At 55.3% G+C, this 14150-nt stretch carries 10 protein-coding genes; 9 read left to right on the plus strand and 1 reads right to left on the minus strand.

The genetic code is table 11. The annotated features are described in order from the left end of the window. Window positions 1-28 precede the first annotated feature (28 nt). From moaC to VN12_RS25485, 7 genes are all read left to right on the plus strand, one after another. The gene (moaC, locus tag VN12_RS25455) at window positions 29-559 is read left to right on the plus strand and encodes a cyclic pyranopterin monophosphate synthase MoaC (RefSeq protein WP_315850180.1); all 531 of its coding nucleotides are present in this window, start codon (window positions 29-31) and stop codon (window positions 557-559) included. After that, window positions 537-1670, plus strand: coding sequence for a polyprenyl synthetase family protein (locus VN12_RS25460; protein WP_168164647.1), 1134 nt, complete (start codon window positions 537-539; stop codon window positions 1668-1670). The genes moaC and VN12_RS25460 overlap by 23 nt, the downstream gene beginning before the upstream one ends. Before the next feature lie 204 nt (window positions 1671-1874). Then, window positions 1875-7028 (plus strand): DUF1549 domain-containing protein, encoded by a 5154-nt coding sequence (locus VN12_RS25465; protein WP_146679707.1) that lies wholly within the window; start codon window positions 1875-1877, stop codon window positions 7026-7028. Window positions 7029-7059: 31 nt separating this feature from the next. Beyond that, on the plus strand, window positions 7060-8526 hold the full coding sequence (locus VN12_RS25470; protein WP_146679708.1) for a DUF1501 domain-containing protein: 1467 nt from the start codon (window positions 7060-7062) through the stop codon (window positions 8524-8526). 218 nt (window positions 8527-8744) lie between these two features. After that, window positions 8745-9638, plus strand: coding sequence for a carbon-nitrogen hydrolase (locus VN12_RS25475; protein ID WP_240491263.1), 894 nt, complete (start codon window positions 8745-8747; stop codon window positions 9636-9638). Further along, window positions 9635-10702: an agmatine/peptidylarginine deiminase gene (locus VN12_RS25480; protein WP_146679709.1), complete on the plus strand. Its 1068-nt coding sequence runs from the start codon at window positions 9635-9637 to the stop codon at window positions 10700-10702. The genes VN12_RS25475 and VN12_RS25480 overlap by 4 nt, the downstream gene beginning before the upstream one ends. Window positions 10703-10708: 6 nt before the next feature. After that, window positions 10709-11095, plus strand: a complete 387-nt coding sequence (locus VN12_RS25485; RefSeq protein WP_146679710.1) for a DUF3817 domain-containing protein — start codon at window positions 10709-10711, stop codon at window positions 11093-11095. Here the strand turns inward: VN12_RS25485 and VN12_RS25490 are convergent. After that, window positions 11069-12385 (minus strand): class II aldolase/adducin family protein, encoded by a 1317-nt coding sequence (locus tag VN12_RS25490; RefSeq protein ID WP_240491264.1) that lies wholly within the window; start codon window positions 12383-12385, stop codon window positions 11069-11071. The genes VN12_RS25485 and VN12_RS25490 overlap by 27 nt on opposite strands. Window positions 12386-12514: 129 nt before the next feature. Here VN12_RS25490 and VN12_RS25495 point away from each other — a divergent pair, with 129 nt between their 5' ends. Beyond that, on the plus strand, window positions 12515-13240 hold the full coding sequence (locus VN12_RS25495; protein WP_146679711.1) for a helix-turn-helix transcriptional regulator: 726 nt from the start codon (window positions 12515-12517) through the stop codon (window positions 13238-13240). A gap of 83 nt (window positions 13241-13323) precedes the next feature. Beyond that, window positions 13324-14145, plus strand: a complete 822-nt coding sequence (sufC, locus tag VN12_RS25500; RefSeq protein ID WP_146679712.1) for a Fe-S cluster assembly ATPase SufC — start codon at window positions 13324-13326, stop codon at window positions 14143-14145. Window positions 14146-14150: the final 5 nt, after the last annotated feature.

Genomic DNA, 14150 nt, shown 5'->3' on the forward strand with positions numbered 1-14150 from the left:
TTCCACTCGATCATTGGGAGCCAGTCTCTTGGAAAACAAAATCGATACACCCAAGTCCAGCCACCTGACGCATGTCAATGAACAGGGGGCAGCGCACATGGTGGATGTCGGCGGGAAGGCGATTTCGCAACGTATTGCCGTTGCGCGAAGCCGAGTGGTTCTCTCCCCCGGAGCCGCTCAGGCCATCCGCGAAAACAGTCTGAAAAAGGGGGATTGCTTGCAAGTCGCGAGGCTCGCGGCCATTCAAGCGACCAAGTGGACGAGCCATCTCATTCCGCTTTGCCACGCGATTCCCATCGAATCGGTCTCCGTCGAATCGTTTTGGCGTGGAGAATTGGTGCTGGAATGGCAAGTCACGGTTAAGTCGACCGGAAAAACGGGGGTAGAGATGGAAGCGATCACGGCGGCGAGTATTGCAGCAGTGACCGTTTACGACATGTGCAAAGGGATCGATCCGGAGATCACCCTCTGCGATATTGGCTTGCTCCACAAATCGGGAGGAAGCAATGGGGACTTCACGAGGAACGAGACCGAAAATGCACGCACCCCAGCACGTTAGCGATAAGTCCGAGGAAGACGGCTACAGCACTTTGACCGCTCCGAGGCGGGCTCGTGGCGAGTCGGCTGGAAGAGAGTTGCGGGTCGGAGTTCCGGCTCCTTTTGAACCCTTGCACCCCGAGGCGACCAATTACCAATGGGTTTTGAAAAAGGCGATGTCTCTGATCGAACAGGACTTGGCCAAGGTCGAGACGTGCATCGTGCAAGGCCTGGCGTCGAGCGATCCCTCGATTCAGCCCATGCTCGACCATGTCCGCACTCTAGGGGGCAAGCGGCTACGCCCTTGTTTGACGCTCCTTTCGGCGAAGGCCTGCGGTGGAGTGACGGAGGAGACGATCCGATTGGCAGCCGCCATCGAATTGGTCCACACCGCCACTTTGGTTCACGATGACATTCTCGATGGGGCCGATCAGAGGCGACATCGTCCAACGACTCATACCCTTTGGGGTGTTCAAGACGCGATTCTCTTGGGTGATTGGCTTTTCACGCACGCCTACGAGCTGGCCAACCAAGGAGAGTCGACTTATCCGGGACGGTGTATCGCCCGCGCTGCGAAATTGGTCTGCGAAGGAGAGATTCGGCAAGGGCGATCGGTTGGGAATTTGGACCTTGCCGAGAGCGATTATTACGACATCCTCGGAGCCAAGACCGGTGCTCTTTGCGAAGTGAGCTGCCGCTTGGGAGCTTGGTCCGCCAACGCCTCTGACAGTATTTCCGAGCGTTTTGCCCAGTACGGCTACGGTCTGGGAGTCGCGTTTCAGATCTACGACGATTGGCTGGATATCTGGGGAGATGCCGCATCGACCGGCAAAACCTTAGGGACAGACCTGGAGGCGAGAAAACCGACTCTCCCGGTCATCCATGCGCTCGCCTCCCCTGGGGGGCAAGGATTGCGTGACGTTCTAGTGGCCTCCGATGCCGTTTCCTTCCCTAAGGTCCGTTCGTATTTCGATGCGGTAGGGGCGTCCGAGTACACCTTAGACTCCGCCCATCAGTGGGGGCGTCGCGCAATTTCTCACTTGAACCGAATGGATGGCGTTTACACGGCCCATCAAGAATCCCTTCAGGCTCTACAGCTTTTGGCGTACGCGGCAACACATCGGGCGGCCTAAGGCTGTAATTGACCCCAGTGCGAGGACGGGTTATTCTGATTCAACGGCGGCTGCGTCCTCGAAGGCGCGGTTGCACCGTTCCCTTCCCTGTCCCCTGCCGTCACAGTCCTCCCTGAACGTGCTTATTTCGCTCGCGGTAGTCGTAAAAGTCCCGATGGGATAGCAACGAACAAGCCGCTGAGCCTAAGAGGAGTTGGATTCCGTATGCGCACGCTGCCGCGTTGGGGCATCTCGCGATGCTCGCTTCTGGTTCTTGGAATCGCCTTCACATGGGGAGCGTCCCACGCAACGTTTGGGGCGGACGAAACCTCCGCACCGAAGGGCCCTGTGAGCTTCTCCAGGGAAGTGCTTCCCATCCTTCGTGACCAGTGCTTCGGTTGTCACCAACCTGCCAAATCCGAAGGTTCGTACAGCATGACCGAATACGACGCGATGCTTCGAGCGGGGGAATCGGGAGAACCGGGGATCGTTCCAGGAAATGCCGCCCGGAGTCACTTGATCGCCGAGATCGTTCCGAAAGATGGCAAGGCGGAGATGCCGAAGGGGAAAGCTCCCTTGAAGGAGTCCGAGATCGAGACTATCCGCCGCTGGATTGACGAAGGTGCCAAAAACGATTCGCCTGCCACATCCCGGAAACTCAGTTTAGAAAATCCACCCGCTTACACACGCCCCCCGAATATCAACAGCATTCGTTTCACACCAGACGGGCGCGAGGTGGTTCTGACTGGATTTCATGAAGTGCTCGTCTTTTCAACCGATGCTTGGGAACTGAAAAATCGGTTGGTCGGTATCAGTCCTCGCATCGAGTCGATCGCTTGCTCCCCCGATGGGAAATGGATCGCCGTGGCGGCGGGTGAGCCCGGGGTTCGAGGCGAGCTGCAAATTTGGAATCATGAAAACAATACGCTGCACCGAAGCTTCAGTATTGGCAATGATACCTTGTTCGGTGTGAACTGGTCGCCCGACTCGACCCTCCTTTCGTTTGGTTGTTCCGATAACTCAGTGCGAGCCATCACGCTGGACGGAGAGCAAAAGTTCTTCTCGCGGGTCCATGAGGATTGGCCTCGAGCGACGGCGTTTACAGTTGATGGAAAGCATTTGATATCTGTTGCTCGGGACATGACCGTCAAGCTCACGGAGGTGGAGACGGAGAGATTCGTCGACAACATCACGTCGATCACCCCAGGTGCTTTGCGCGGGGGAATTCAAGCGTTGGCTGGGCATCCTGAGCGGAATGAAATCTTGGTCGGAGGTGCAGATGGTGCTCCGAAGATCTATCGGATTTTCCGTCAGACTGCTCGCGTCATCGGCGATGACGCCAATTTGATTCGTCAGCTGGAACCATTACCCGGACGCATTTTCGATGTCTCCATCAGTCCGGATGGTAAGTACTTAGCGGCCTGTGCGACGCTGGATGGGAAGAGCTGGATCAAAGTTTGGTCGTACGATGTGGACAGCCAAATGCCGGATGACATCAAGAAGATTCAATCCAAAAGGAGTTTGAGTCGAACCAAGGAGGAGAAGGACAAGCTCGAGGCATATGTCACGGCTCAGCCAGCCGTTCTAGCATCCTGGGAGATTCCCAACGCAGCGATTTATGCTTTGGATATCGACGGCAACGGAAGGCTGGTGGCGGGCGGTTCCGATGGAAAGCTTCGGGCGTGGCAGATCGGTGATCAGAAGCCGATCGTAGAGCGTGACGCGACTCCATCGCAGTCGATTCTTCCGCAATCGGACGCGGCGCTCGCATCACTCAAACGATCGCGTCTGGACGATTTGCATTCCCAATGGACGGAGGAGAATCAAGCGGCTGCTACCTCGGGAGCTTGGAAGGTTCCATCCGCTGCTGAGATCCGCGAGATAGTCGTGGAGCCCGCGACCGTCACGCTGAAGCATTGGAATGACTCGGTGCAGTTCACGGTTCGCGGAAAGACCTCCGAGGGGAAGGAGTTCGATGTTTCGAGTCATGCCGTCTACTCAATCGTCGACACCGAGGCGGCCTGGGTGAGCCCGCGCGGCTGGCTCGTTCCATTAGCGAACGCTGTGACGAAGGTGCGAATTCAGTTTGGCGAACAAATCCGGGAGATCCCGGTCGAGGTCCGCACCGAAGCTTCACAGCCGATGGATTTCATTCGAGACGTCAATCCAGTCCTTTCCAAACTGGGCTGCAATTCAGGGACTTGTCACGGTGCTCAGGCAGGTAAGAGTGGATTCAAACTTTCGCTTCGGGGGTATGATCCGGTCTTTGATATTCGATCGCTTGCCGATGACTTGGCCGGCCGACGGCTCAACCCAGCCTCCCCACTCGATAGTTTGATCCTCACCAAACCGCTTGGATTGGTACCGCATGTCGGTGGAAAACTATTCCACGAAGGGGATGTTCAAGCGTTGGTATTGCGGCAGTGGATCTCGGAAGGTGCATCTGTACGTTTCGACTCTCCAAAAGTCGTCTCCATCGCCATCAGCCCTCAGAATCCGATCGCAGAGGATGTTCAACAGTTGACTCAGTTTCGAGTCGTGGCCACGTATGCAGATGGCGTGACGCGAGACGTGACGCGGGAATCCTTTATCGAATCGAGCAATGCAGAGGTCGCGGCGGTGGTCGACGGTGGACGCGTTCAATCGGTTCGACGTGGTGAAGCTCCGATCCTGGCCCGTTTTGAAGGGGCCTACGCTGCGACAACAATGACGGTGATGGGGAAACGAGAAGGTTACGATTGGGAACCCTCTCCCACGAGCAATCCCATCGATAGCACGGTCGCCAAAAAGTGGCAGCGATTGAAAATTAGCCCTTCCGATCTCTGTACGGACGCCGAGTTTTTGCGAAGAGTTTATATTGACTTGACCGGTCTCCCGCCAACGGCCGATCAAGTTCGCGCGTTCCTCAAAGAGGAAACGCCCACGAAGGAGAAGCGAGAGCGAGTGGTCGATCAACTCGTCGGTAGCGAAGCGTATGTCGAGCACTGGACTAACAAGTGGTCGGATCTTCTTCAGGTGAACTCGAAATTCCTCGGGAAAGAGGGAGCGACAAGTTTCCGCGATTGGATTCGGGCGAGCATTGCCTCCAACAAGCCTTACGATCAGTTTGTTCGCGAAATCGTGAGCGCCTCAGGATCCAACCGTGAGAACCCTCCGGCGTCTTACTACAAGATCCTGAGAAATCCGGAAGACACGGTGGAGAACACGACACACCTTTTCCTCGGTATCCGATTCAATTGCAACAAGTGCCACGACCATCCTTTTGAGCGATGGACACAGGATCAGTACTATCAAACCGCAGCCTTCTTCTCCCAAGTTGAATTGAAGAAAGACCCAGCGTCTGAGAACAAGACCATTGGAGGTACGGCAGTCGAAGGCGCAAAACCTCTCTACGAAATCGTATCCGATACCGGCACTGCAGAGCTCAAGCATCAGAGGACGCAACAAACCATTGCACCTAAGTTCCCGTTCGAAGCGGAGCACACCCATGCGGACGATGCTAGCCGTCGAGCTACCTTCGCCGCTTGGTTGACGAGTCCCAAGAATCCTTACTTCGCACGCAGCTTTGTCAACCGCATGTGGGGTTACATGCTCGGCAAGGGTCTCATCGAACCTATCGACGATATCCGAGCTGGGAATCCAGCGAGCAACCCGGAGCTTCTTGCGTTGCTAGAGCAATCGTTCTTGGATCAAAAATTCGACACGCAGCAATTGCTCAAAGCGATTTGCAAGTCCGAGACATATCAGCGCTCGATCGCAACGAACGATTGGAATGCGGATGACGATCGAAACTATTCCCACGCGTTGCCTCGAAGATTGCCGGCGGAGGTTCTCTTCGACGCCATTCACAGGGTCACCGGATCGCAAGCAAAGATACCTGGTCAAGCTCCTGGAACGCGAGCCGCATCGTTGGCGGATGCGGATGCTGGATTGCCAGATGGCTTTCTCAATAATCTTGGCCGCCCTCCTCGAGAAAGCGCCTGCGAATGCGAGCGATCGAGCGAATTGCGATTGGGGTCTGTGATGGCATTGGTCAGCGGTCCGACCTTGGGTTCGGCCATTTCCGATCAGAACAATTCGATTCGCCAGATGGTTCGGGAAATCGACTCCGATGCGGAGTTGGTGGAGGAGTTGTTTCTGCAAGTTCTCAACCGGCCGGCCACCGAGAAGGAGGTCGAGTCGGCATTGACTGTGCTCCAGCAGATCGATTTGGATCACCAAGCGTTGACCCGATCCTTAGCTGAAAAGGAAGCTTGGTGGGCGGAAGAAAGACCGAAGCGGCAAGCGAAGTTGGACGAAGAGAAGGCGAAGACGGTTCAACTTCTCGCTGAGCGAGAAGCCGCTATTCGACCGGCACGCGATGCGGCAGAAAAGGCTCGGCTTGAACGACTGGAAGCCGCCCGAGCAGAGTTGCAGTCGTTCGAGTCGTCTCTGCCAAAGAAGTTGGACGAATTCCTTGCAGTCAATGGAAATGGGGCCGAATGGATTCCGCTTCTGCCGAGAGCGATGAAGGCGTCGAACAAGGGAAATCTCGTCTCGATGCCAGATCGATCGATCGTTGGTAGCAACGTCGATGAAAAGGGGATATACACGATCGATACTCGACCTCCAGCCATTTCCATCCAAGCGGTTCGCCTGGAGGCGCTGACGTTGGAGGGTACTCCCGACAAGGGGCCAGGAGTTTCCGACAATGGAAATTTTGTCCTCACGGAGATCGAACTTTTTGTAGGGGATCCTTCCAAGCCGAAGCAGATGCGAAAGCTGAAGTTGGTGAAGGGCATCACCGATTTTGACCAAAGTGGGTTTTCTGCCGCTGCGGCAATCGATGACAAACTCAACGACCAAGGAGGCTGGGCGGTAGCAGGTGCGACCGGCACGGAGCACTGGGCCGTATTCCAGTTAGCAGAGCCTTTGCAATTGGGTAAAGGGGAAGTGCTACAATGGCGATTGCATCAGTTCCACAATGCTGCCAAGCACAGGCTGGGGCATTTCCGGTTGAGCGTGGCAGCTTTAGAAGGAGAGCTCACTTTGGGGCTTTCCGAGACATTGCAAGCGTATGCAAATACATCTTCGGACGCGAGGAAGGAATCGGTATCGAACGCGGCGATCCAATACTTCAAGGTGAGTTCTGCGGAACGGGTGAGGCTGCAGGACAAATTCAATCTGGAGAATCGACCTTTGCCGGAAGATGCGATGGTCGCTTCCTATAAGAAAAGTATAGAGAGATTGTCGATCCCCACTCCCGAGGACCCTGCGACTGTTCGACTTCGCGAGGATGCCAATGAGAGTGAAAAGCAACGGACTCAATTGCGAGTTACGGCGGCCGAAGACATCACCTGGGCTTTGATCAACAGCCCGGCGTTTCTGTTCAATCATTAAGAGCATTCAGAGAGTTCAAAAAGGAGTTATTATGTTTCGCTTGATTGGTCGACCAGGGCGCGATTTGTGTGATCACGGCTTGCAGGTTTCTCGCAGGGACGTCCTACGCGTCGGGGCGAGCGGAATGCTCGGACTTTCTCTTCCATCGCTATTGCGATTGCAGCATGCTCAAGGGGGCGAGGGTGGAGGTGGTGCGGGCTGGAACAAGGCCAAACGCATCATCATGGTTTATCTCCAAGGAGGTCCTAGCCACATCGACCTTTGGGACCCGAAGGAAAATGTACCGGATAAAGTGAGGAGCGTGTTCAAGCCGATCTCCACCAAGATTCCCGGCGTGCAATTCACTGAGAATCTTCCGCGATTGAGTCAGGTGAATGACAAGTTCACCATGATCCGTTCCATGAGCTATACACCGAACGGGTTGTTCAATCATACAGCTGCGATCTATCAGATGATGACTGGTTACACGACCGACAAAGTGAGTCCGTCGGGGCAATTGGAGCCTCCATCCCCAAAAGACTTTCCCAATTTCGGATCCAACATCATCAGGCTTCGGCCCGCTGACGAACCGATGTTGCCGTTTGTTATGCTCCCTCGTCCACTGCAGGAGTCCAACGTCGTCGGCAAGGGAGGTGCAGCTGGATTTCTCGGGAAAGCGTTCGATCCTTACACGCTTTATCCGGAGGGAGATGACATGGATCTCAGCAAGATGGAGCGCATCAATGTCAGCGATCTGCAGTTGCGTCCAGAGGTCTTCGCCGTCCGATTAAAGCGACGTGCGCAGCTACGAGACTTGATCAATGCCCAAATGCCAACGATCAACGCCGCGGTGGAAAACCAGCAGCTCGATGAATACTTTGATCAAGCGCTGTCGCTCGTCGTTTCCGGTAAGGCTCGCGAAGCGTTCGATCTTTCGCAGGAATCGGAAATGCTTCGGGAGGCATATGGTCGCAACACATTCGGTCAAAGCTGTTTGCTCGCGCGCCGATTGATCGAAGCGGGGACGCGGGTCGTCGAGGTCATTTGGCCCAAAGTGGCGAATAGCGACAATCATTCGTGGGATCATCACGTGGATCTTTCCAAGCGGATGAAGAATCAATCCGCTCCGATGCTCGACGCCGGGTTATCGACGCTTGTCGAAGATCTGGATCAGCGAGGATTGCTGGAGGACACACTCGTCGTCGCCGTCGGCGAGTTTGGCCGTTCCCCCGAGCGAGGCGTGAGCACGAGTGGTAACGGCAACTCCGACGATGGTCGCGATCACTGGCCGTATTGTTACACGTCGGTCCTGGCGGGCGCAGGGATCAAACGCGGATACGTGCACGGAGCGAGCGACAAAACGGCGAGTTCCCCGGTCGACAAGCCGGTACACCCCGCCCAATTGCTGGCGACGATATACCATGCGTTCGGGATCGATCCCGAGACCATCGTTTACAACCATCTCAATCAGCCTCGCGAGCTGGTCAAAGCCCAGGCTGTCACCGAGCTCTTCAGCTAGTATTCCAGAGCGTTTGAATACGTTTGGGAGCTTCATTTTTGAGAATGCGAGAGTCGGTTATTCTACGGCTCTTGCAGCGGAGGAGAACGCCGGAAGACCTGCGCGGGATTCTATGCTACGATTACAACGCCGAGCTTGAGACCTTGGCTTGTATCGTTACCAATTCGAGTCTCGCGTAGCGGTTGCTGCCTGGGGCGTTGGAAAAAGGAAGCGCAGGAGTGACGACAAAACGGAAGATCGTTCAACTAGCCGTGGTTCAGATGAGCTGTTCCACTTCGCAATCGGAAAATATCGCGAAAGCAGTTCGGTGCATCGATCAGGCGGCGGACCGCGGGGCGAACATTGTTTGTCTGCAAGAGTTGTTCAACGCGCCGTATCCATGTCAAAGCGAGGACCACGATCGATTCGAATGGGCGGAACCGATTCCTGGACCGACCAGCGTTGCGATGCAGGACGCGGCGAAAAAGCTAGGGGTCGTTGTCACGGGTTCTATCTTTGAACGACGAGCTCACGGGCTCTATCACAACACCGCCGTGGTTTACGACGCCGATGGATCTCTCAAGGGGTTTTATCGGAAGATGCACATTCCAGACGATCCTCTTTACTACGAGAAGTTTTACTTCACCCCCGGCGACACCGGGTTCACCATCGCAGACACCTTGTTTGGAAGAATTGGCGTGGGAGTTTGCTGGGATCAGTGGTATCCGGAAGCAGCGAGACTTTTTGCTCTGCGCGGAGCGGAGATTTTGTTGTATCCCACCGCGATTGGATGGTTGGAATCCGACAAAGCGGAGTATGGAACGAGCCAGCACGAGTCTTGGGAAACGATGATGCGATCGCATGCCATCGCCAACGGAGTCTTTGTCGGTGCCGCCAATCGAGTCGGTCGCGAGGATGCGTTGGAATTCTGGGGAGGTTCGTTCGTGTACGATCCTGCGGGCGTCCTTCTGCATCGCGCCTCGCACGATCGGGAGGAAATTGTCATCGTTGAATGCGATTTGCAGCGAATCGATCAACAGCGCACCCATTGGCCTTTCCTTCGGGATCGTCGCGTCGATGCCTATGGTGATTTGACAAAACGATTTATCGATGGAACAGGAGCGGGCGCATGATGGCGCGTTACGCCAGTGAAGCTGGTTTTCGGTGGGTCGCAGAATGGGAGCCCCACGAGGCGACATGGATCTCCTGGCCTCACAATGAAGAGACTTGGCCGGGCCTTTTTGATTTGATCCCACCGGTCACCGAGCGGATGATCCGAATCCTAGCTGATGTGGAGCATGTTCATGTATTGGGGGGACCCGAGGAAAGCTGCCAGCGTGCCACCAAACAGCTTGCTGATTGCCAGAATGTGACGGTGCATCCGATTGCAACGAATGATTGTTGGATTCGCGACTATGGACCCACCTTTGTCGTGCATTTAGAGGGGGATCGACTCGGTGCGATTCTTTGGCGTTTCAATGCGTGGGGCAACAAATACCATCCGCACGATTGGGATGCCGCTGCCAACAATGCCATCTGCGATGCGTTGGATACGTCCAGCCCCTCAGCGGTCGCTCGTTTTGCCTCTCAACTGGTTTGCGAAGGGGGAGGATTGGAAACCGACGGCGAGGGGACGTTGCTCACGACGAGCAGTTGTCTTCTCTCCTATGCTCGCAATCCAGATTGGGAGCGATCTCGGATCGAGAGCGAGTTGATGCGGATGTTGGCTGTCGAAAAGGTGCTTTGGATTGATGGCGGAGAGCTGGCCGGAGACGATACAGACAGTCATATCGATCAGCTTGTCCGATTCGTACGACCAGGAGTCGTGGTGGCCGCGGTTTCCTATAGTTTTGAAGACAGCAACGCGGAGAAGTTAGCCAATCAATACGAGTTGCTTAAGCAAGTCACCGATGCTCGGGGGCGTTCCTTGGAGATCATACCCTTGGTGATCCCTCCTCCCAGGTATGTGCAGGGTAAACGCGTCCCGGAAAGCTATTGCAATTTTTATATCGCGAATGGAATTGTGATCGTTCCCGTCTTCGGATACCGCGAGACCGATGATGCGGCGTTGCGAATTTTAAGCGACCTGTTCCCGGACCGCACCATTGTTCCTCTGGACGCGTCCAATTTCATTTGGGGGCTAGGAGCTTTTCATTGTGCCACGCAACAACAGCCTCGTGTCACGAACAGACCTTGAACCTCGATGGATAACCAATTGCAACCTGATTCGATCGCTGCTCGAGAAGCGGCAGTAAATCCAGAAGCGTCCCGCCCCCCACGCGACGGGCTGGTGACTCTGTTTCGGGGCACCGGAATTTTGGAGGGAATTTCGTATCTGGTGCTTCTATTCATTGCGATGCCGGTCAAGTACGGACTGAAGGAACCCATTCTCGTAGAGATCTTCGGTGCAGCCCATGGTTTTTTGTTCGTCGCCTACGTGTTCTTGGCTGCCTTGACAATAGGGCTCAGGAAGTGGCCGGCTTGGGTGTTTCTTCAAGCCTTTCTCGCATCGCTGCTCCCGTTTGGAACGTTCTGGATGGATCGGCGGATCGCAAGCAGGGAGTTACTCGATCCCAAACGCGCGTCGTAAATCGTCGATGACGTCGGGGGGCATTGAACAAACCGTTCCAATCGATCGAGCGTTGATGATTGCTTCGGCGGTCGATTCGAAGACTTCCAATCGATCGAATGCATCGAGAATGGTGGTCCCCATCACCACCACGCCGTCGTTCTCCACGATACCCGCTGGGTTATTGGGCTGGATGAAGTCGCCGATGGTTTTGGATGCAGGTGTGTTGCGAAGTCCGTCGATGTATTGCGTTCCATAGGGAATACGTGGGACTTCGCGAAGAAACAGATAGCTTTCAGGAATGGTGCGAGCGTCAAGCGGAGAATCCGTGATGCTGAAGGCAGTGGCATTGACCGGGTGAGCGAAGACGATGGACCGGATGCTGGGATAGCGTTTGTAAAGCTCGCGGTGCAGCTCGGAGGCGCGACTGGGTGTTTTGCCTTCTTCGTGAGCTCCCTCTTCCACGAGGACCAAGTCTTCAACTTGCAGGAGTTCTCGATCGAGTTGCGAAGGGGTGATGAGAAATGAATCGTTGCCGAGTCGCGCGGAGTAGCTCCCTTCGGTGCTGATTAAAAGGCGTTGGCGGCATCCGCGTTTGAGGAAGTCGATCAGTTGTTTGCGGCATTCGAGTTCCAAGTGGCTTGGTGGCCCGGGTGTCATCGTACGCGTGGAAACACGTCGGGAGTTGGCGATGGCGAGTTCCTGTTCGTCCAAGTAGCGAATGTTTCCCAGGTGCTGCGCTTTGATCAGAGTCTTGGATGCAAACTCCAGTGCCTCAAAGCGCTGGAATGCGTGGGAGAGAGACGTGCCACCGACGACGACTCCGTGATTTTCCAGCACAACGCTGTCGCAGCCATTGCGAAACTGTTCGGCGATGTTCGTTCCTAGTTCCTTGCTCCCGGGGAGTGCATAGGGCGCGAATCCCACTTTGCCTCCCATAAAGTAGGCTTGATGAAAGATCCGCGTGTTGGGAACCATTCGGCAGATACTGAATGCGACGAGTGCGACCGGGTGAGCGTGAACGATCGCTCGGATATCCGGTCGAACACGGTAGATCGCATCGTGAAAAGGGAATTCCGAGGAGGGGGGGTGCGGTCCTTCCACACGGTTTTCCGGATCGACTCGCACGATATCGGACCGCGAGAGGCTCCCTTTGTCGACGCGAGCGGGCGTGATCCAAGTGCTGCCATCGCTCTCCCGGATGGAGAGATTCCCACCCGATGTCGTCGTCATGCGATAGCGATAGATCCGCTCCATCGCTTGCATGATTTCGTCCCTTGGGTGGATGCAATTCCGCGTCCATTCCGGCATGGTCGTTTCCCCTGAAAGGAATCGCCGCAAGGAAATTATTTTTCGCACTGCAGCTTGTCAAAAAGAGGCAGCTCGCTACACTTCGAGGACGAAGCGAAGAATGACGCCAAACGGAAAATTGTAGCCGCCATGGATTTACCCGCTAGCCAAGAAGACTATCCCATCCGACCGGTGGACCAGTTGGTTTTGGATTTGTTGCGTCGGGAGGAGGGGCTCTCCATTCAGGATTTGATGGAGCGTCTCGAGGTGACGGCGACAGCCATCCGCCAGAGGGTAGATCGCTTGGAGGACGCCGGGTACATCGAGCGACGAAAGCTCGTTCTCGGTCGCGGTCGTCCTTCCTATTCCTATTACTTGACCGACAAAGGATGGCGGCAGGCGGGCGTTTCCTATCGAGATTTGGCGATCGCGTTATGGAGCATGGTTCAGTCGCTGGATTCTCCTGAGAGCAAATCGAAGCTTGTAAATAGTGTCGCGGAGCGGTTGGGAGAGATGTATCGCACCGAGTTACCGGACGCCAGTTTGGGGCTCCCGGATGCGAGTTTGGGGGACCGGATGCGGAACTTGGCAGGATTGCTGAGCGACCGCAAGGTACCCAGTTGTCTCGCGACGGGGCCGACGGACTTGCCGATTCTAGAAGTACATGCTTGTCCCTACCCCGACTTGGTGAGCGAGCCACACGATCGTTCGGCTTGCCATTTGGAGCAGATGGCATTAAGCACCGCGTTGGGGCACCCTGTCGAGCTTTCCAAATGTCGGTTGGACGGACATGGTTGTTGTCAATTCACGCCACGAGCGGTTCCCGGACCAGAGGCCGGCCTCACGGCCGGATCGATTGCCGCGAGCTCCGGTTAATCCAAACGTTGGTTTATTCCAACTACTGTTACTAAAAACAAACAAGACATCCTTTTCTATCCCTCGATCTTTCACAACACGAAATGTCTCATACTCTCAAAATTGAAAATCTGCACGTCTCGGTTGAAGGCAAAGAGATCCTCCGCGGAGTGAACTTAACGATTCACTTTGGTGAAACGCATGCGTTGATGGGTCCTAACGGTTCGGGCAAGAGTACGTTGGGATTGGCGATCTCGGGGCATCCGAATTACGAAATCACCTCGGGATCGATCTTGCTCGATGGTGAGGACATCACCGAATGGGAAGCAGACCAACGGGCTCGCGCCGGGATTTTCATGGCGTTTCAGAGACCGATCGCCATCCCGGGCGTGAAGACCGCGGACTTCCTTCGGCATGCAACGACGAATGTTCGCCGTCCTGACCGCAAAGAGGGAGAGGATTTGATTCCGATGCGTGAGTTCCGCAAGGAGTTGAAGTCCAAGATGGAGCAACTCAAGATCGACGCCGAGTTCGCGCGTCGTTACGTCAATGATGGTTTCTCGGGTGGTGAGATGAAGCGTTCCGAGATTTTGACCATGGCGATGTTGTCTCCCAAGTTCGCGATTCTCGATGAGACCGACAGCGGTTTGGATGCCGATGCGGTTCGATTGGCCAGTGCGTCGATCGCCGAGATTGGGAAAGACAAGATGGGGCTATTGATCATCACCCACCACGACAAGCTTTTGGAGCACAACCCTCCTCAATTTACCCACGTCATGCTTGGGGGACGAATTGTGGAAACGGGCGGGGCCGAGCTGGCGCGGGAGCTTCATGACCACGGGTACGAGCGCATTCGCAAGACCTACCCGGATGCCGAGGCCGCCAATCAAGAAATGTTGGCCAAAGAAGAACCCGTTACCGCCTAGATCGA

The sequence above is a fragment of the Pirellula sp. SH-Sr6A genome, assembly GCF_001610875.1.
Lineage (GTDB): Bacteria > Planctomycetota > Planctomycetia > Pirellulales > Pirellulaceae > JBKCUI01.